Source organism: Klebsiella sp. K5-45 (genome assembly GCF_030128605.1).
Classification (GTDB): Bacteria; Pseudomonadota; Gammaproteobacteria; order Enterobacterales; family Enterobacteriaceae; genus Klebsiella; species Klebsiella quasipneumoniae.
The window spans coordinates 56,690-74,434 of the sequence record NZ_JAKUZW010000011.1 but is presented as its reverse complement, the minus strand read 5'-3'; the positions used below and the strand labels follow the sequence as shown (position 1 = coordinate 74,434).

The window sequence follows — 17,745 nt, the reverse complement described above, 5'->3', positions numbered from 1 at the left end:
CCTGTGCGCTCCCGGCGCCGTAAGTGACATAACGCAGAAGAACTAACCGGGAGCGCAATCTGCCCGGCATTAAAATAGAAGTTGTAGCCCTGCTAAACGCAGCGCGAGCAGGGACATTTCCGGTTGCGCCGATATTTCGCCGGGTGGCGGCTGCGCCTTACCCGGCCTACAGGGCCCTCTCACAGGCTCACACCCCGTAGGCCCGCGCAAGCGCAGCGCCGCCGGGCAATGACCGCCGGCACGGAGCCGCCTGTATGCCGAATGGCGGCACACGCCTTATCCGGTCTGGAACGACTGAACCCGAAGAAACATTTATCCGCTCCGCTATTCCAGCCGCCAGCTCAGCACCGGCCAGCCGTATCCGGCACCGGCCGCCTGCAGCTGCGGACAGGGATTGACCAGCCGCACGCGATCCGCATGCAGGCACAGCGGCAGATCGTTAATGGAATCGGTATAGAACGTCACCTCGCCGTCATACTGCGGATGCGCCTCGCGCCACTGCGCCAGACGCGCCACCTTCCCCTGCTGATAGCTGGGGATCCCGGCAATGACCCCGCTGTAGCCGCCGTCGACCATCGCCACGTCAATGCCCAGCGCCTGATCGATCTCCAGCGCGGCGGCCACCGCCTGCACCAGCAGGCTAACCGAGGCGGAGATAATCAGCATCTGCTCCCCCTCGGCCCGCAGACGACGAATGAGCTCCCACGCCTGCGGATAGACCCGGGGCAGGATCGCCTCGCGGACGCAGCGGGCCACCAGCGCATCAACGTCCGATTTCGGTATTCCGGCCAGCGGCGCCTGGATCAGGGCCACATAATCGGCGATATTCATCTCTCCCCGGTCATAATCCGCCATCAGCTGCGCCTCGCGGGCAAGATACCCCTTCTGCGTCGCCAGCCCTTCGCGAACCATAAACTGGCTCCAGACCGTACTGCTATCGCCCTGTATCAGGGTGTTATCGAGATCAAAAATCGTCAGCGTGTTGCCCATGGTACTTTCCCTTACTGGTCAAAATAAGCTGCCGGGAGCATGCGTAAAAAAGATGACAGGAAAATGAACCGGACGCCGCAGCGCCCGGCTCGTCGTCAGCCGGCGCGGACCTTGCCGGTGCGGAACACCAATACGATCCCGCCGACGATCGCCACCATACCGACCATCGCCGCCGCCGGCAGCCGGTTGCCCAGCAGCAGATAATCCAGCAGCGCCGTGATCGCCGGCACCAGATAAAAGAGGCTGGTGACATTGACGATATTTCCCGCGCTCAGCAGACGATACAGCAGCAGCTGGGCGACCACCGAAATCAGCAGCCCGAGAAACAGCACCGGAATAATCAACCCGACGTTAACGGTAAACCGGAAGCCGCTGACCGGGGCGATCAACAGGCACAGCCCCAGACTCACGGCATACTGCAGCGGCAGGACATCCGCCGGCGACTGACGGCTGCGCTTTTGCCACAGCGCGCCAAAAGTCATCAGCAGCAAAGCCGCCAGCGCAAACAGGATCCCCGCCATCGCCATGGGCGACGCCGCCAGGCTGCGCCATACCAGCAGCACCAGCCCCGCCAGGGCAAGCAGCAGCCCCAGCAGCCGCCGCCCCTGCAGGCGGCGCTCCACCACGCAAAGCGTGAGGATGGGCTGGATCCCCATCATGGTGGCGATAAGTCCCGGCGTCACGCCGTTGGCCATCGCCTCGAAGTAACAGACCGAATAGCCGCCAATCAGCATCAGGCCGGTGGCCGCGGTCTGCAGGCGGGTGCCCGGCGCGGGCAGCCAGCGCCGACGGACGATGGCCAGCGGCGCCAGCGCGACCAGGGCAATCAGAAAACGAAAGACCAGCAGCGCCATCGGCGAGGCGTTGTCCAATCCCCAGCGGGTGAAAATGGCCGCGCTGCCCCACAGCAGCACAAAGGTGGCCGTTGTCGCCTGCGAGGCGAGCAGAGAATAGCGAACGTGCATAGCATGCTCCAGAACGTCAAACACAAGGTATCAAGCGTCATACCGGCAGGTAAGCGCCTGCTAAAGACGGCGCTAAGCGCCGAAAACAACCCGGTCTGGAGGGGGAGGCGGTGGGCAGAGCGTGGCGAAGCGATGATGAGGCGCAGACGTCATCCACCCCGCGTCGAAAGCGGCGCCGGGCAAAGTCTCACCAGAGATGGCGTAATGCGTCATGGAATGCCTCGTGAAATGTTTAATCAGAATCCTGGCACAGGCCGTTCGGAAGTGACAACTGCCTTTTATGGGTGATCTCTCGGCTGGTTGTTTATTTTTAATCGTAAATAAACGTAAAGGCGGCCTCGGCTTATTCAGCCGTTCTTTTTAATCGGCTATAAAACAAAGCAGTCTGCTTGCTACTTCGAAAATAACGATATGAAGCCAAAACTGAAGCATGCTCTCTTGTTAATTCCTTTTTTGCTGTTGGCAGGATGCTCCTCCTCACCGAAACAGGCAAAGAACACAAAATCTCATGCGGATATGACCATTGATAGCGGATCGGACGATCTGATCCCGGTGGTGGCGGCCCTGCATGATCAGATGCACACCTGGCAGGGAACCCCCTATGAATGGGGCGGTACTGAACAAAGCGGCGTCGACTGCTCGGGTTTCGTCTGGCGCACGCTGAAGGATCGCTTTAACCTGCCGATGGAGCGGATCACCACCCGCGAGCTGCTGCACATGGGCGTGCGGGTCAATAAGCGGGATTTACGTCCCGGCGATCTGGTCTTCTTCCGCACCCGGGCCGGGATGCACGTTGGCTTTTACGATACCGATCATAATTTCCTTCACGCCTCGAGCAGCCAGGGCGTGATGCGCTCTTCGCTGGACAACCCTTACTGGGAGTCGGCGTTCTATCAGGCGCGTCGTCTGCCGAAGGAGTATAACGCGCAGATCACCATGAACAGCGACACCCTGCATCTGGCGAAGAATCGCCGCTAAAAAAAAAGCCGCAGCCTGGGCTGCGGCGGGTGGTTCTGAAGTTGATCAGAACTGGTAGGTCATGCCCAGCGCGACGATGTCGTCATCGTTGATGCCGAGTTTGTTATCGCTTTTCAGCTGGTTGATTTTGTAATCCACGAAGGCGTTCATGTTTTTGTTGAAGTAGTAGGTCAGGCCCACGTCAATGTAGTTAACCAGATCTTCGCTCCCCACCCCTTCGATATCCTTCCCTTTCGACAGCACATAGCCGAGGGACGGACGCAGACCGAAGTCGAACTGATACTGGGCCACCGCTTCAAAGTTCTGCGCTTTGTTGGCAAAACCGCCGCTGATCGGGGTCATTTTGCGGGTTTCAGAGTACATGGTCGCCAGGTAGATATTGTTGGCGTCATATTTCAGGCCGGTCGCCCAGGCTTCCGCTTTCGAACCCTGGCCGCGGGCCAGCAGGTTCTGATCGTTGGTACGGTCGGAGCTGGTGTAGGCTGCGCTGACAGCGAAGTCGCTGCCGCCGAAGTCATAGCTTAACGAGGTGCCGACGCCGTCGCCGTTCTGTTTCTTCGCTTCACGGCCTTCGTTTTTACCCTGGTACTGCAGGGTCAGATCCAGGCCATCCACCAGACCGAAGAAATCGGTGTTGCGGTAGGTCGCCAGGCCGCTGGCGCGCTTGGTCATAAAGTTATCGGTCTGAGCGGATGAGTCGCCGCCGAATTCCGGGAACATATCGGTCCAGGCTTCCACGTCGTACAGGGCGCCAAGGTTACGGCCGTAGTCGAAAGAACCGTAGTTCTTCAGCTTCACCCCAGCGAACGCCAGACGAGTCTTCTGGCTGGAGTCGCTCTCGGTTTTGTTACCCGAGAATTCAGATTCCCAACGGCCATAGCCGGTCAGGTCTTCGTTAATCTGCGTTTCGCCTTTAATACCGAAACGCACGTAAGTCTGATCGCCATCTTTGCTGTCATAATCGCTGAAGTAGTGCATGGCTTTGATCTTGCCGTACACATCCAGCTTGTTCGCGTTCTTATTATAAACTTCCGCTGCCTGCGTCGCCGTTGAAGCCACAAAGCCCATCATCATTAATGCCAGAGTACTCTTTTTCATTATTTAGTCCCGGTGATTTATTTATACGCGCTATTCAATTGCGGGCGCTCGCCCATCAAAAACTGGAGGTTTTTTAACGCCGGGATATTAAATATTTATGACAAGATGGAACTTTTTATAAAAAAGGGTATTTAAATGTATCTGACATATTTTTGTCACATACCCTCTCCAGAATGCCCGATCCCGCGCAATAAAATGGCGCGCCCGCCGCCCCGGGTGTTGGCAAGCGGGCCGACTCCTGCTACAACATCAGCTCGATATCGATATTCCTTTTGAACGGCAGAGAATCATGAGTGAAAGCCAGACGCTGGTGGTAAAACTGGGCACCAGTGTTTTAACAGGCGGGTCCCGTCGCCTGAACCGCGCCCATATCGTCGAGCTTGTGCGCCAGTGCGCACAGTTGCACGCCATGGGACACCGTATTGTCATCGTGACCTCCGGGGCCATTGCCGCCGGGCGCGAGCACCTTGGTTACCCGGAACTGCCCGCCACCATCGCCTCCAAGCAGCTGCTGGCGGCGGTGGGACAAAGCCGTCTTATCCAGCTGTGGGAACAGCTGTTTTCTATCTATGGCATTCACGTTGGCCAGATGCTGCTGACCCGCGCCGACATGGAAGACAGAGAACGGTTCCTCAACGCCCGCGACACCCTGCGCGCTCTGCTGGATAACAGCATCGTCCCGGTCATTAACGAAAATGACGCCGTCGCCACTGCGGAAATCAAAGTGGGCGATAACGACAATCTCTCCGCGCTGGCCGCGATCCTCGCCGGGGCGGATAAGCTACTGCTGTTAACCGACCAGCCTGGCCTGTTCACCGCCGACCCGCGCAGCAACCCGCAGGCGGAGCTGATTAAAGACGTCTACGGCATCGACGACGCGCTGCGCGCCATCGCCGGCGACAGCGTCTCCGGACTCGGCACCGGCGGCATGGGTACCAAGCTGCAGGCCGCGGACGTCGCCTGCCGCGCGGGGATTGATACCATCATCGCCGCCGGCAACCGCCCGGACGTCATCGGCCACGCGATGGAAGGCCTGCCGGTAGGCACCTGCTTCCACGCCCAGGAGTCTCCGCTGGAGAACCGTAAACGCTGGATCTTCGGCGCGCCGCCGGCCGGTGAACTCACCGTCGATGCGGGCGCGACTCAGGCGATCCTCGAAAGAGGCAGCTCGCTGTTGCCAAAAGGCATCAAAATCGTCAGCGGCAACTTCTCCCGCGGCGAAGTGATCCGCATCCGCAATAGCGAAGGACGCGACATCGCTCACGGCGTCAGCCGCTACAACAGCGATGCGCTGCGCCTTATCGCCGGCCAGCACTCGCAGCAAATCGATGCCATTCTGGGCTACGAATACGGCCCGGTGGCCGTCCACCGCGATGATATGATCATCCGTTAAGGAGCTGAAAATGCTGGAACAAATGGGCATTGCCGCCAAAGCGGCCTCCTGGCAGCTGGCGTTACTCTCCAGCCGGGAAAAGAATCAGGTACTGGAAAAGATCGCCGATTATCTGGAAGCGCAGACCGACGATATTCTGCGCGCCAACGCGGAAGATTTAGCCGAAGCTCGCGCCAATGGCCTGAGTGAAGCGATGCTCGATCGCCTCGCGCTGACCCCGGCGCGTCTGAGCGGTATCGCCAGCGATGTGCGCCAGGTGTGCAATCTGGCCGACCCGGTCGGCCAGGTGATCGACGGCGGGCTGCTGGACAGCGGTCTGCGTATTGAACGTCGCCGCGTCCCGCTGGGGGTGATCGGCGTGATTTATGAAGCGCGTCCCAACGTGACGGTCGACGTCGCCTCCCTGTGCCTGAAAACCGGCAACGCGGCGATCCTGCGCGGCGGGAAAGAGACCTGGCGCACCAACGCCGCCACGGTGAAGGTGATCCAGCAGGCGCTGCAGGAGTGCGGTCTGCCGGCCGCCGCGGTACAGGCTATCGAGAGCCCGGATCGCGCGCTGGTGGGCGAAATGCTGAAGATGGATAAATACATCGATATGCTGATCCCTCGCGGTGGCGCGGGCCTGCACAAGCTATGCCGTGAGCAGTCAACGATCCCGGTGATCACCGGCGGGATTGGCGTATGCCATATCTTCGTTGATGAAACCGCCGAGATCGCCCCTGCGCTGAAGATCATCGTCAACGCTAAGACCCAGCGGCCGAGCACCTGCAATACCGTGGAAACGCTGCTGGTGCACCGCAACATCGCCGACACCTTCCTGCCGGCGTTGAGCAAGCAGATGGCCGAGAGCGGCGTCACTCTGCACGCCGCCCCTTCCGCCCTCCCCGCGCTGCAGAACGGCCCGGCGAAGGTCGAGCCGATGAAGGCGGAGCAGTATGACGACGAGTATCTGTCGCTGGATCTGAACGTCAAAGTGGTGTCTGATATGGATGAGGCTATCGCCCATATCCGCGAACATGGCACCCAGCACTCCGACGCCATCCTGACCCGCACCCTGCGTAACGCCAACCGCTTTATCAATGAAGTGGACTCTTCCGCGGTCTATGTGAACGCCTCCACGCGCTTCACCGACGGCGGCCAGTTCGGCCTCGGCGCGGAAGTGGCGGTCAGCACTCAGAAGCTGCACGCCCGCGGCCCGATGGGACTGGAAGCGTTAACCACCTATAAGTGGATTGGTTTCGGCGACGATACCATTCGTGCGTAAATGAGAACGGGCGATGCAAAAATAGGCAGTTGATTCTGCTGACTATTGACGCATCGCCCGCTAAGTTCTAACCTTTTGCCTCGTGATTCACGCTCGTGAACACCTCTTGCAGGGCCGATATAGCTCAGTTGGTAGAGCAGCGCATTCGTAATGCGAAGGTCGTAGGTTCGACTCCTATTATCGGCACCATCTCAACTTCCTCAAACGTCCATATTTGTCTATAAATATCCTGATTTATAAAGACTTTTCTGCTTTTAAGTCCATCTTTGTCCGTAACCATCCAGTAGAATCCGATACGGAATGTGTATAGGATTGTGTATATGTTTCTGTTCTGTCCTGGATTCCTATACACATGCCTTTAAACGATATGCAGATTCGTCGCGCTAAGCCTGAAGAGAAACCCTATACGCTTGGGGATGGTCAAGGCTTGTCATTACTTATAGAACCTAATGGGAGCAAGAGCTGGCGGTTTCGCTATCGCTATGCCGGTAAACCCAAAATGATCTCGCTTGGTGTTTACCCAACGATCACCCTTGCCGATGCTCGTTCCCGTCGTGACGAAGCCCGCAAATTGGTCGCCGAAGGAAAGAATCCGAGTGAGGTTCGAAAAGAGCAGAAGATTGCTTTGCAAACCGAGTCTGAAAGCGCGTTCGAAAAGATAGCGACAGAGTGGCACCAGATGAAATCTGCCAAATGGTCGGCCGGTTATGCATCAGACATCATGGAAGCTTTTCAGAACGATATTTTCCCTTATGTAGGTAAAAGGCCAATTGGCGAAATAAAACCGCTAGAATTGCTTAATGTGCTGCGTAAAATTGAAAAACGAGGTGCGTTGGAGAAAATGCGGAAAGTGCGACAGCGTTGCTCGGAGGTTTTCCGTTATGCCATTGCTACAGGTAGAGCCGAGTTTAATCCTGCGGCAGATCTCTCAAGTGCCCTCGAAGTGCATCAATCCAATCATTTCCCGTTCCTTAAAGCTGATGAGTTACCTGATTTTTTGCGTGCTCTAGACAGTTACACAGGGAGTCGGCTTGTCCTTATTGCTACGAAGTTACTGATGATTACGGGCGTAAGAACCATTGAATTACGTGCAGCTTTATGGTCGGAATTTGATCTGGATAACGCTATTTGGGAAATACCAGCAGAAAGGATGAAAATGCGTAGGGCACACCTTGTGCCACTATCGACTCAAGCGTTAGATTTACTTAATGAACTCAAAGCGATGACAGGAAACTACCGTTATGTTTTTCCTGGACGAAATGATCCGAATAAGCCAATGAGTGAGGCAAGTGTAAACCAAGTAATCAAACGCATTGGCTTTGGTGGCAAGGTTACAGGGCACGGATTCAGACATTCAATGTCTACTATTTTGCATGAGCAAGGATTTGAATCGAGTTGGATAGAGATGCAATTAGCTCATGTTGATAAAAACAGTATCCGAGGCACTTATAACCATGCTCAGTATTTTGATAAACGCAGAGTTATGATGCAGTGGTATGCTGATTATGTACAGGGGAAATAAATGCAAACTTCGAGAGCTATTAATAAAAACGTCGGGGGAAATGACTCTGAAAAATATCTTTCTAAGCTGTGTGAAAGAACTTTTTTAAGCTTGTGGAGTTATCCAAATGTTTATACTGATGAAGGAAAAAAAACGGCGTCGGGAGATGGGAAGGAACTCTGTGATCTTCTAGTTGTATTTGAAAATCATGTTATAATATTTTCCGATAAAGATATTTCGTTTAAGGATTCAGGGGATTTAAAAGTTGATTGGGGGCGTTGGGTTAAAAGGGCTGTTATTAAATCCGCAGTTCAACTTTATGGTGCCGAGTCATCATTAAAAGAGAGACCCGGTAGGTTATTTCTTGATGCTAAGTGTAATGTCCCTTTTCCAATTAAAGTGCCAAAGTGTGACGAAATTATCGTTCACCGAATTGCTGTTGCAAAGAATGCATCAAAAAAATTCCAAGAGCATTCTGGCGGTTCTGGGAGTTTGATTATATGTCCGCGCATAGTGGGAAACCAACATTTTGATACTCCGTTTATGATCGGTCAGCCCATTGCTGACAAGCCTTATGTGCATGTTTTTGATGATATTGCTTTAGATATTATACTTTCTGAACTCGATACAATTGCTGATTTTATAGATTATCTTAGTAAGAAGGAAGAATTTATTGCTTCAGGAGGACTAAACTCGGCAGCGGGAGAGGAAGAACTTTTAGCATGGTACTATATAAATGCTAAAGATGGGCGTGAGCCGGGGTTTTATATAGAGAAAGGAGTATCAGCTTTGATTGTTGAGGGGGCCTATGAATCTCTTAAAAACCTTCCTCAGTTTATTAGAGGGAAAGAACTAAATTCTAATTCTTATTTTTGGGATGCCTGTATAGAAAATTTTGCGAAACATATGCTTAGTGGGACAATATTGTCCGAAGGGGATTTTTCATTTGATGAGATGACTCGTGGTCTAAGAATTATGGCATCCGAGACGAGATTTTCAAGGCGTATACTATCAAATGCAATAATTGAAAAAGTCACCTCCATCCCTCATGGGCAAAGAGGTGTTAGAGTTTTGGTCTCTCCCAGTAACAGCGATAATGGGTATGTTTGGCTAGTGGTTCCGGTGCCAGAATGTTGCACATCATATGATGACTATAGAAAATATCGTAAAGATACTCTCTCTGTTTACTGTGCTTCAGCAAAGCTACTTTTCCCGGATATGAAATATATAGTTGGAGTTGCCACAGAACCGATGGGGGGGAATGGAGGGGAAGATATGGTGTTTATTGATTCAACTCAGTGGACAGAGGATGACTACGAAAGAGCTCGAAAAGATAGAGATGAATTTAAAGCTTTACTTCCGGATAATATTAAAAGAACTGATGATCACGATTATCAATTCCCTATTCTTCCTGGAGACTATCCTGAAAAAGAAACTTTAAGGGTTGAAAAGAATAGTAAGGCTAGAATAAAACGAATTAAAAAGGCGCAAAAAAAAGCCCGTAGAAATAACAGAAAATGAGTTATGATCAAATCAAGGGCCTTTTTAAGGCCTTTGAATCAATCTTTGGCGTGTGATTTAAATTTAAATGATATTTTTCTCTTGGTATTTCTCAAGGGTTTTGAAATTCGCCATTTTAAATTGAATAAAGTATCCAATAGCTTTTCTGAGTTCTGCTTATTTAGTAGTCTGTGTTCTTGTCTTATCATAAGGAATATTTCAAGGTATGGGTCGTCAATTTTTTCTTCCAGTTCTTCACAAGAGTAGCTGTTGACACGTTCAAGAGCGATATATTCCATCCTTATCTCATTTGGTTCCCTTAAACTTGTTTTTTCCCATTCTAATCTAATTGGCTTACTAAAAAGGGATATGTTCTCCTTAATATGTGCCATAACACGTCTAAAACGATTGTTAAATTCTTCATTATCAGTATGCATAACTGGTGATTGATTTCCTAATAATGTTGAACTTTTTTCTCTTTGGAATTTGTAATATTCCTCTGATACTTTTTTGCTAAAGCTGGCTTGATCTGATTTATTCTTGAAGCTTATATGTTCATAACTATCCGGACCATATATTTGTTCCATCCAGTGCAACTGACTAAATTGATTGACGGCTTGTTCTAAATCTTTATCTTCTGATGTGTATGTTTTCTGTGATTTTATTTTGTAGTCGAAAAGTAGTAAGTCGCAAACATCGAAGTAGATTTTGTCATAAGTTCTTAGACGTTCTATTTTTCTATTGTATTTTGACTGGCGAATGGTATTTAAAAATCCTAGGCAGGATATGATAAAACCACCTATAGAAATATATAAAGAAATTGAAGTGTTATCCTGCACCAACTTTCTCCCCTCTGAAAAATAGAATTCTTAAACCTAAAATTAATTGCATCTTCGGATAAGCTTTTCTATCTCAAAAAATTTAAATGGTCAACTATATTGGTGCGCAATGCTCTCCCCGCCACGCCTGCCCGTTTAAGAAGTCGCTTTTAATGCCGTTGCAACGGCGTACTCTGGCCGCGCCGCGAATGGCGCTAGCAGGGATTACAGCGACAGGAAAACACCTGCAAAACCATGCCTCGTTTGGATGCATTGCTTAAATCGGGAAAAATGACGGTATTTAGGAGGGGCAGGTTACTGAGCGGTAGTTCGGCGCGGTTATGGAGGTAAATTACACTCTATTCATTCGTGAAATTTTTAAAATTTTTTCACCCATCAAGCAGCGTCAAGCTTGGAATACTTGCTACCACGCTGTTCTGCACTAACCTGCTGATCTTCGCTCTTGTTCCTTATGTTTCAACAGCGCACCGCAGAGGCGAGATTCCCCCCGTCTTGACCATGCCAGCTCGTTGAAATTTGAAAAGATAAGCACCATTTAACATCTTAGCGCGCGCTCGTAGCCCCGCCACGCCTGCCCGCTTTATGTAGTGGTTTTCATGCAGGTGCATGAACGGTTCTCATCCATGCCGCGTGCGGTCTGAGAGGTAAAAATACCAGTACATAAAGTCATGCGGTTTCATGCAGCATAGCCATGCACTCTCAGCATCAACGGGAAAGTCAGAAAGTTGGCATAAAAAACCGGCATAAAAGCCGGTTCGAGGATTGCTTTGAGCCGTCAGACAGGAATTTGCTGGCGGTTTGAGAGCCTGGAGGCAGCGCCATATTTTCCGAGTGTGTGAGCTGACTTCTCTGATTGCTCGCTTGCGGTTTCATCCTTGGTCTCAACCTTGTTAGGCCGGGCAATAATCGTGTCCACGCTCTCCAGTGCGGTGAATGTGCATGAGCACTCCAGGTTTTTGCACTGATAGTAAGTCCGCTTTATGGATGGGGCCTCATAAAAGCTTGAACGGGCATGTGAGATTGCGCCGCACTCAGGACACTGTAAAGCCATAGGCTTCCTCCGCAAGTTTCAGGCGCTTGAGCCTGTCCTGAAAAGTTTTATGCTTCGCCGGAGTGAATCTCTTCGAGGCATCCATGCGCATTGATGCATCAGGCGATAAACCTGATTCATCAAGGATTTCACGGCAGGACTCAAGCAGTTCTGGAGCATTGAGTTCCGAATAATGCGCCAGCGCCAAACGCAGCACACGTGCAGCAACATCAAGGCCAAAGGGGCCGTTCAGATAAGGTGCCAGCGCTGAGGTCAGCGCCTTGCCCGAATTTGCCATAAATTCACTCAAGGCATTATCAACACAGGCATCCACGACACTTCTCTGCGCGTAGAGACCATCATTTGCCGCACAGCTGATCTGGCATTCAAGCACTTCTAGCTTTTCTCTGAGAGTTTCAACCTGCCAGGCATAATTGTAAGGCTTATCTGCAGACAGCAACAATGCCTGCAGCCGTAGTTGGGCTGTACTTTGCTCGTTGCGAAGTGATAGCCAGCTCTGAGAAGCATCCCGGTAGTGATGCAGCGCTTCCTTAGGGGTAATTGTGGTGTCCATCAGCTTTGCCCCTTCTTCGCTTTTTCACGCTGTTTTTGTATGCGGATTTGCGCCGCCGGGCTGGGGGCGTTCTGAATATCCTGATAGGCACTATTATCAGCAAGTACACCAATTTTATTCAGGAAAGGGTCACTCTGCAGAGAGGCATTCTGTTTCAACGCCGGATTAGTGATTGAAGAAGTAATGAAATCCCGCAATAGCGTTTCAGGATCATTCACAGAATGGACAACACCAATTACAGAGCTGGCACTTCTCCCTTTTGTCACTTTGAGAAGGCTTAAAAGCTGGATAAGGGTTTGACCATGCTGCTTCATAAAATCATGCCAAAGCTGGTTAACATGGGTTTCGATAAGATTATCATGTGCCTGAATGTAACCACGGGCCAGTTCCGCCGTTTTCCATGGGAGATACTCATTCTCTCCGGCATGGGCCGCAAGCAGATCATCAAACTCGTCGAGTGTTTCACGCCCCAGGGCAATCTCAGCCCTTAGTTTTTTCATTTTCGGCGTTACCTGTCCCTGGTTTTCATGAAACATCTGACGCCATTCTTCATTTTGCGCCTTTGCCTCCGTTTCCGTTTCTACACGGCGTTTACGGATTGTTGCGAGCATCGCAGCAGCATCAATTTGTTTGCGACGGGCTTCCGTCCAGGCTGATTTGGCAGCATTCACTTTTTCAAGCGCCTGTTGTGTCGCAGCAGGGATAGAAATATCAGCAGTCGATTTATTGCTCTGGTCTGGGATAGTCATGTCAGCACCTTGTTGTTTGTGTTGGTGTCAATTGTGCTGTGATGCATACAAAGCCGCCATTGAACGCCATTGTGCGAGCGACAAGACAAAGACCTCTTTTGGCTAGCCAAGAAAGGCCTCGTTTAACTGAGTCAGTTTCAGACTTACATTAACTGTTCACTACTATTCACTTAGGTAAAAAAATAGATAATACAGTAGGTTATAAGGTGAAGGGTTGGCATGGCAGTATTCATCGACTGTTCATAACTGTTCACATGGGAATAAAATTATTTATGGTATTTTTTCATAATGGATGGTTTTTTATTCCTCGTAGCTATTTGTTTTTTGCTCCTCACCACTATTCACCCTTATTCAGTAGTATTCGACAGGCGCTGAAATAGACTGCCTGTTATTGCCGGGAAATAACATTTTCGCCTCTGACCATGGTGTTGCATTTCATACTGATTTTTATAAAACTAGAACTGTCCGGTTCTTTATGGATTCATGCGGATATATTTTAAGATTTAAGATGAAATTATTTAATATCAAGGTTTTTATGCAGACCCAATGTTTATAAGTTGGATGCGATTCAAAAATATGCCCGGAAATTGGGGCCTGCAATGCAAGGCCTCGTGTAGAAGTTGTACTGCCTTGCTGTATTGGCGGTGGGGTCAGCACTATCAGGTGCAATGACCCATGGGGTAGTTAACTCATTGATGAATGGTAGTTCCTATTAATGCTCCTATATTTATAGCCCGCAGGCATAGTATTTATTATGTTGTTTTATATGGTTTGATCTGGTTTTAAGTTTCATGAAATCAATATGTGACGCTAAATAAATAATGCGTGCGCAGGCGGTTTATATACACATAATAAGGAACTACCTGAACCCGGATAAATTCATCAGGTCTGTTGTGGAAATTAAAGAGGGTAGATAAATGCGTAATATTTCTGTGTCTGCGCCAGCTCCGGCTGCGCCATTATTTCCTGTACCGAACCAGCATGAACGATTTTTACGCCTGCCTGAGGTGATGCACTTATGCGGGTTGTCCCGTTCGACCATTTACGACCTGATCAGTCGCGATGCGTTTCCGAAGCAGATCCCGCTTGGCGGTAAAAATGTTGCCTGGGCACAGTCTGAGGTCAGCGCATGGATGGCGGACCGTATCAGCGCCCGTGGGCGGGGATGTGATGCATGATGATACCTGAATACAATAAATACCTTTTTTCAGGCTTGCTTACTGTCGTCATTTCCAGGTATAGTTTTTCCGCTGTCGCAAAATCGGCAGCCGGAATTGGCGTTCCGCGAAACTCAATGGCGACACCAGACGCGCCAGGCGTCTTTTTTTTCGTCGTAGCTCAGGCACACCCATTTTCCGGGCTGTGGTGTTTGTGTGTACACCGTAGTTCTTTCGAGATAATGGCAGTCCGGGCGGGGCAGCCTTCGGGCTGGCCGGTATCCATTGAGGCCGGTTACGCCAACCCCGTTCGGGCTGCCACCAGTGAAATTGGCGTTTCCGGTGGTAGCAATAACCGCTACTCAATGGAGGCTGCCATCATGGCTACAATCCTCACCCCGTCATATCCGCAATATGTCTTTGTGTTTGCCGCAATCCGCCGTGCTGACACTCAACCCCGCATTTGTATGCTTCGCACTGTCGCCTGCGATGAGCGTTCCGCGCGCCGTTCGCTGGTCCGTGATTATGTGCTCTCCCTTTCTGCACGCCTGCCTGCCGGGGAGGTGACGCTATGAACCAGTTTGAGATTTCTTACGACGATGTTGTAAGGCTGAAACATTTACGCAATGTGGGTGAGTATGTAACTGGCATGGCAGCCCTGCAGGACTGTTATGAAAAGCCAGCAGGTGCCCAATGCGAACAACTGGTTTCCCTCATTTATCTGATGACAGAGCAACTGGATGGAGTGGTGCAACGCTGCCATGACGACCTGATGAATGCGGAGGTGGCCTGATGAAATGCTGTGAATCTCATCTGGTACTTCGTGCCGCTCTGTATCGCCGTGCCGTAGCCTGTGCCTGGCTGACTATCAGTTGTCAGCAGGAACGTTATTCCGGCCTGACGCTCGCTGAACTTGAAGATGCCATAGCCCGCGAGCTGGAAGGGTTCTATCTGCGCCAGCATGGGCAGCAAAGAGGACTGGAAATTGCCTGCGCGTTGCTTTCGGATCTGATGGAGTCGGGGCCGCTTAAAGCCTGTCCGGTTCTCTCACTGCTCGGAATGACGGTCATGGATGAACTTTGTTCCCGTCACCTCAACAAACCAGCGCTGCACTGAGGAGGGCCGCACAATGTCAGGAATGAAAGTTAGCCAGGCAGAGAAAGCAGCTCGTGGTCACTGGTCAAGAATTTTACCCGCACTGGGTGTAACCGTACTGAAAAATCGGCACCAGCCCTGCCCGGTCTGTGCCGGGAAAGACCGCTTTCGATTTGATGACCAGGAAGGGCGGGGAACGTGGTTCTGTAACCAGTGCGGGGCAGGTGATGGCCTGGCGCTAGTAAGTAAAGTACTGGATGTAGGCATTAGTGAAGCGGCAGACAGAATAAACGGTATTACCGGAAACCTGCCGCCAGTATCTCAGGAAATGCATGAATCTGGTTCTCCTGAAAAAGAGGACGGGAAAAAAGCTGCAGCAGTGCTGGCTGCCCGTTTGTTTGATAAGTCCCGTCAGACCACAGGCAATGCCTATCTGACGAGTAAAGGGTTTCCTGCACTGCCTTGCCGGGAATTAACCGCCATGCATAAAGTCGGTGGTGTGGCATTTCGCGCGGGAGATCTTATCGTTCCATTGTATGCAGATGGAGAGCTGGTAAATCTGCAGTTAATCAACGCTGATGGGGGCAAATGCTTCCTTAAAGGCGGTCAGGTTAAGAATGCCTTTTACCTGATTGAAGGTACTGCCAAAGCAGCCAAACGGCTCTGGATAGCGGAAGGATATGCCACCGCACTCACTATCAACCATCTGACTGGCGATGCTGTCATGGTGGCCTTTTCATCCGTCAATTTCCTTTCCCTGGCGAGCATTGCCTGCAGTCAGTACCCAACGCGCCAGATAATTATTGCTGCTGACCGCGATCTCAACGGTGCGGGGCAAACAAGGGGCGAAGCTGCTGCCAGGGCCTGCAATTGCACAATGGCGCTCCCACCTGTGTATGGTGACTGGAACGATGCATTCACGCAGAACGGCGAAGAAGCCACCCGGCTGGCAATTTATGAAGTAATAAAACCAGCTGTTGCCAGCCCTTTCGACACAATGAGCGAAGCTGAATTTACCGCTCTGAGTGTCAGCGAAAAAGCGCAGAGGGTAGTGGATCACTATAAAAATTCACTGGCAGTAGACCCGAACGGGCAGCTCCTTTCACGCTATGAGGCGGGGGCCTGGAAAGTTATCTATTACGCCGATTTTGCCCGTGATGTCGCTGCGCTGTTTCAGCGCCTCGACGCACCTTTTTCATCCGCGAAAATTGCGTCTCTCGTGGAAACCCTCAAACTGATCGTTCCGCAACAGCAGAATCCGGCGCGGCAACTTATCGGATTTCGCAACGGTGTGCTCGATACCCGGACAGGATTGTTCAGCCCGCACGATAAGAAGCACTGGTTACGTACGCTGTGCGAGGTGGATTACACGCAGCCCGTTGACGGCGAGTCACTGGAAACCCATGCCCCGGCATTCTGGCGCTGGCTGGATCGTGCCGCAGGTTTTAATCCTGAAAAGCGGGACATTATTCTGGCTGCATTGTTTATGGTGCTGGCTAACCGTTATGACTGGCAGCTTTTTCTGGAGGTCACTGGCCCTGGCGGAAGTGGAAAGAGTATTCTTGCTGAAATAGCAACCATGCTGGCGGGTGAAGATAACGCTACCTCGGCAACCATTGAAATGCTTGAGTCGCCAAGAGAACGAGCTGCGTTAATAGGTTTTTCACTGATTCGACTTCCCGACCAGGAAAAGTGGAGCGGTGACGGGGCCGGACTAAAAGCCATCACTGGCGGCGATGCGGTATCCGTTGATCCCAAATATCAGAACGCCTATTCAACTCACATCCCGGCGGTCATCCTGGCTGTGAACAATAACCCGATGCGTTTCACTGATCGTAGTGGTGGAGTTTCACGCCGAAGGGTGATCCTGCATTTCCCCGACCAGATAGCACCGGAGGAACGTGATACTCAGCTCAAAGAGAAGATTGCCAGCGAGCTGGCGGTAATTGTTCGCCAGCTTATGCAGCGTTTCAGTGATCCAATGAGCGCAAGAGCATTACTTCAGTCGCAGCAGAATTCCGATGAAGCACTCACCATCAAACGTGATGCTGATTCAGCGTTTGATTTTTGCGGCTACCTTGAAGTCCTGCCTGACACCACGGGCATGTTTATGGGTAATGCTAACATTGTCCCACGTCAGCCTCGTACATACCTTTACCATGCCTATCTGGTCTATATGGAGGCTAACGGCTATAAAAACACGCTCAGTCTGACCATGTTTGGCAAGGGGCTGCCGTTAATGCTGAAAGAGTATGGGCTGCAGTACGAGAAGCGGCGGACCAATCAGGGAATGCAGACTAACCTGGCCCTCAGGGAGGAAAGCAATGCTGACTGGCTACCTAAATGCGATGATCCTGTATCTACTTAACGATTCATCGACCCGGCGAATGCCGGGTTTTTTTATGCCTCAAGGCTAAATGTAGAGTTTGGTGTTCACTCTACACTATATTGTTAACTTCTATTTTATTGATATTAATAGTAATAATCTGGTGGTGAACAGTATGAATGGTTTGCTCAAGAAAAAGTATTTTGTTGGATATTGAGATGAGTGATTTTTGAACGCCTTTGCCAGTGTGTATAGCTATGTGTATAGGATTATTTTTCGATAAAAA

The 17,745-nt window shown here is 51.0% G+C and carries 17 protein-coding genes, 1 tRNA gene and 1 pseudogene; 12 read left to right on the top strand and 7 right to left on the bottom strand.

The genetic code is table 11. The features are described from left to right. Nucleotides 1–324: 324 nt before the first annotated feature. A complete protein-coding gene (locus MKS11_RS21985) occupies nt 325–990 on the bottom strand; it encodes an HAD family phosphatase (protein ID WP_049002969.1) in 666 nt (221 codons plus the stop codon). Between the two features lie 95 nt (nt 991–1,085). Then, nucleotides 1,086–1,955 (bottom strand): DMT family transporter, encoded by an 870-nt coding sequence (locus tag MKS11_RS21980; protein WP_017901339.1) that lies wholly within the window; start codon nt 1,953–1,955, stop codon nt 1,086–1,088. Nucleotides 1,956–2,366: 411 nt separating this feature from the next. On the opposite strand from MKS11_RS21980, the gene MKS11_RS21975 reads away from it, so the two are divergent. Continuing rightward, the gene (locus MKS11_RS21975; RefSeq protein ID WP_060656921.1) at nt 2,367–2,933 is read left to right on the top strand and encodes a C40 family peptidase; all 567 of its coding nucleotides are present in this window, start codon (nt 2,367–2,369) and stop codon (nt 2,931–2,933) included. Between the two features lie 45 nt (nt 2,934–2,978). Here MKS11_RS21975 and phoE read toward each other — a convergent pair whose 3' ends face one another. Next, complete coding sequence (gene phoE / locus MKS11_RS21970; RefSeq protein ID WP_004204700.1) at nt 2,979–4,031, bottom strand: phosphoporin PhoE; 1,053 nt, start codon at nt 4,029–4,031, stop codon at nt 2,979–2,981. Between the two features lie 289 nt (nt 4,032–4,320). Here phoE and proB point away from each other — a divergent pair, with 289 nt between their 5' ends. From proB to MKS11_RS21945, 5 genes are all read left to right on the top strand, one after another. Beyond that, the gene (proB, locus tag MKS11_RS21965) at nt 4,321–5,424 is read left to right on the top strand and encodes a glutamate 5-kinase (RefSeq protein ID WP_008805306.1); all 1,104 of its coding nucleotides are present in this window, start codon (nt 4,321–4,323) and stop codon (nt 5,422–5,424) included. Between the two features lie 10 nt (nt 5,425–5,434). Beyond that, a complete protein-coding gene (proA, locus tag MKS11_RS21960; protein ID WP_284109695.1) occupies nt 5,435–6,688 on the top strand; it encodes a glutamate-5-semialdehyde dehydrogenase in 1,254 nt (417 codons plus the stop codon). 113 nt (nt 6,689–6,801) lie between these two features. Beyond that, a tRNA-Thr gene (locus MKS11_RS21955) sits at nt 6,802–6,877 on the top strand. Between the two features lie 163 nt (nt 6,878–7,040). Continuing rightward, entirely contained in the window at nt 7,041–8,210 is a 1,170-nt protein-coding gene (locus tag MKS11_RS21950) for a phage integrase central domain-containing protein (RefSeq protein WP_001619162.1), read from the top strand. After that, complete coding sequence (locus MKS11_RS21945; RefSeq protein ID WP_001619163.1) at nt 8,211–9,710, top strand: hypothetical protein; 1,500 nt, start codon at nt 8,211–8,213, stop codon at nt 9,708–9,710. Between the two features lie 38 nt (nt 9,711–9,748). Here MKS11_RS21945 and MKS11_RS21940 read toward each other — a convergent pair whose 3' ends face one another. The 4 genes from MKS11_RS21940 to MKS11_RS21925 all read right to left on the bottom strand — a co-directional run bounded on the left by MKS11_RS21940 (nt 9,749) and on the right by MKS11_RS21925 (nt 12,881). Continuing rightward, nucleotides 9,749–10,528 (bottom strand): hypothetical protein, encoded by a 780-nt coding sequence (locus tag MKS11_RS21940; protein WP_284109694.1) that lies wholly within the window; start codon nt 10,526–10,528, stop codon nt 9,749–9,751. A 775-nt stretch (nt 10,529–11,303) separates the two neighbouring features. Continuing rightward, on the bottom strand, nt 11,304–11,579 hold the full coding sequence (locus tag MKS11_RS21935; protein WP_001619165.1) for an ogr/Delta-like zinc finger family protein: 276 nt from the start codon (nt 11,577–11,579) through the stop codon (nt 11,304–11,306). Continuing rightward, a complete protein-coding gene (locus MKS11_RS21930; protein ID WP_284109693.1) occupies nt 11,560–12,132 on the bottom strand; it encodes a phage polarity suppression protein in 573 nt (190 codons plus the stop codon). Before MKS11_RS21930 ends, MKS11_RS21935 begins: the two co-directional genes overlap by 20 nt. Then, nucleotides 12,132–12,881 carry a septation initiation protein gene (locus tag MKS11_RS21925; protein WP_097749018.1) on the bottom strand — a complete coding sequence of 250 codons (750 nt, stop codon included), beginning with the start codon at nt 12,879–12,881 and terminating at the stop codon, nt 12,132–12,134. Before MKS11_RS21925 ends, MKS11_RS21930 begins: the two co-directional genes overlap by 1 nt. Before the next feature lie 917 nt (nt 12,882–13,798). On the opposite strand from MKS11_RS21925, the gene MKS11_RS21920 reads away from it, so the two are divergent. From MKS11_RS21920 to MKS11_RS21895, 6 genes and pseudogenes are all read left to right on the top strand, one after another. Continuing rightward, nucleotides 13,799–14,059, top strand: a complete 261-nt coding sequence (locus MKS11_RS21920; protein WP_001619168.1) for an AlpA family transcriptional regulator — start codon at nt 13,799–13,801, stop codon at nt 14,057–14,059. Further along, a pseudogene (locus MKS11_RS27615) lies at nt 14,056–14,382 on the top strand (ash family protein); the annotation flags it as partial. The gene MKS11_RS21920 and the pseudogene MKS11_RS27615, both read left to right, overlap by 4 nt. A 36-nt stretch (nt 14,383–14,418) precedes the next feature. Continuing rightward, nucleotides 14,419–14,613 carry a host cell division inhibitor Icd-like protein gene (locus MKS11_RS21910; protein ID WP_048276953.1) on the top strand — a complete coding sequence of 65 codons (195 nt, stop codon included), beginning with the start codon at nt 14,419–14,421 and terminating at the stop codon, nt 14,611–14,613. Continuing rightward, nucleotides 14,610–14,831, top strand: a complete 222-nt coding sequence (locus MKS11_RS21905; RefSeq protein ID WP_001071227.1) for a hypothetical protein — start codon at nt 14,610–14,612, stop codon at nt 14,829–14,831. Before MKS11_RS21910 ends, MKS11_RS21905 begins: the two co-directional genes overlap by 4 nt. After that, entirely contained in the window at nt 14,831–15,154 is a 324-nt protein-coding gene (locus MKS11_RS21900; RefSeq protein WP_001619170.1) for a DUF5375 family protein, read from the top strand. Before MKS11_RS21905 ends, MKS11_RS21900 begins: the two co-directional genes overlap by 1 nt. A gap of 13 nt (nt 15,155–15,167) precedes the next feature. Next, nucleotides 15,168–17,501 carry a primase-helicase zinc-binding domain-containing protein gene (locus tag MKS11_RS21895; protein WP_210177931.1) on the top strand — a complete coding sequence of 778 codons (2,334 nt, stop codon included), beginning with the start codon at nt 15,168–15,170 and terminating at the stop codon, nt 17,499–17,501. The last annotated feature ends 244 nt before the right edge of the window (nt 17,502–17,745 follow it).

What these genes read in the sequence shown, in the direction of transcription:
- MKS11_RS21950 (WP_001619162.1), top strand. Translation starts at nt 7,041, where the DNA reads ATGCCTTTAAACGATATGCAGATTCGTCGCGCTAAGCCTGAAGAGAAA.
- phoE (WP_004204700.1), bottom strand. Translation starts at nt 4,031, where the DNA reads ATGAAAAAGAGTACTCTGGCATTAATGATGATGGGCTTTGTGGCTTCA.
- MKS11_RS21900 (WP_001619170.1), top strand. Translation starts at nt 14,831, where the DNA reads ATGAAATGCTGTGAATCTCATCTGGTACTTCGTGCCGCTCTGTATCGC.
- MKS11_RS21930 (WP_284109693.1), bottom strand. Translation starts at nt 12,132, where the DNA reads ATGGACACCACAATTACCCCTAAGGAAGCGCTGCATCACTACCGGGAT.
- MKS11_RS21895 (WP_210177931.1), top strand. Translation starts at nt 15,168, where the DNA reads ATGTCAGGAATGAAAGTTAGCCAGGCAGAGAAAGCAGCTCGTGGTCAC.
- MKS11_RS21945 (WP_001619163.1), top strand. Translation starts at nt 8,211, where the DNA reads ATGCAAACTTCGAGAGCTATTAATAAAAACGTCGGGGGAAATGACTCT.
- MKS11_RS21975 (WP_060656921.1), top strand. Translation starts at nt 2,367, where the DNA reads ATGAAGCCAAAACTGAAGCATGCTCTCTTGTTAATTCCTTTTTTGCTG.
- proB (WP_008805306.1), top strand. Translation starts at nt 4,321, where the DNA reads ATGAGTGAAAGCCAGACGCTGGTGGTAAAACTGGGCACCAGTGTTTTA.
- proA (WP_284109695.1), top strand. Translation starts at nt 5,435, where the DNA reads ATGCTGGAACAAATGGGCATTGCCGCCAAAGCGGCCTCCTGGCAGCTG.
- MKS11_RS21985 (WP_049002969.1), bottom strand. Translation starts at nt 990, where the DNA reads ATGGGCAACACGCTGACGATTTTTGATCTCGATAACACCCTGATACAG.
- MKS11_RS21910 (WP_048276953.1), top strand. Translation starts at nt 14,419, where the DNA reads ATGGCTACAATCCTCACCCCGTCATATCCGCAATATGTCTTTGTGTTT.
- MKS11_RS21905 (WP_001071227.1), top strand. Translation starts at nt 14,610, where the DNA reads ATGAACCAGTTTGAGATTTCTTACGACGATGTTGTAAGGCTGAAACAT.
- MKS11_RS21935 (WP_001619165.1), bottom strand. Translation starts at nt 11,579, where the DNA reads ATGGCTTTACAGTGTCCTGAGTGCGGCGCAATCTCACATGCCCGTTCA.
- MKS11_RS21925 (WP_097749018.1), bottom strand. Translation starts at nt 12,881, where the DNA reads ATGACTATCCCAGACCAGAGCAATAAATCGACTGCTGATATTTCTATC.
- MKS11_RS21980 (WP_017901339.1), bottom strand. Translation starts at nt 1,955, where the DNA reads ATGCACGTTCGCTATTCTCTGCTCGCCTCGCAGGCGACAACGGCCACC.
- MKS11_RS21920 (WP_001619168.1), top strand. Translation starts at nt 13,799, where the DNA reads ATGCGTAATATTTCTGTGTCTGCGCCAGCTCCGGCTGCGCCATTATTT.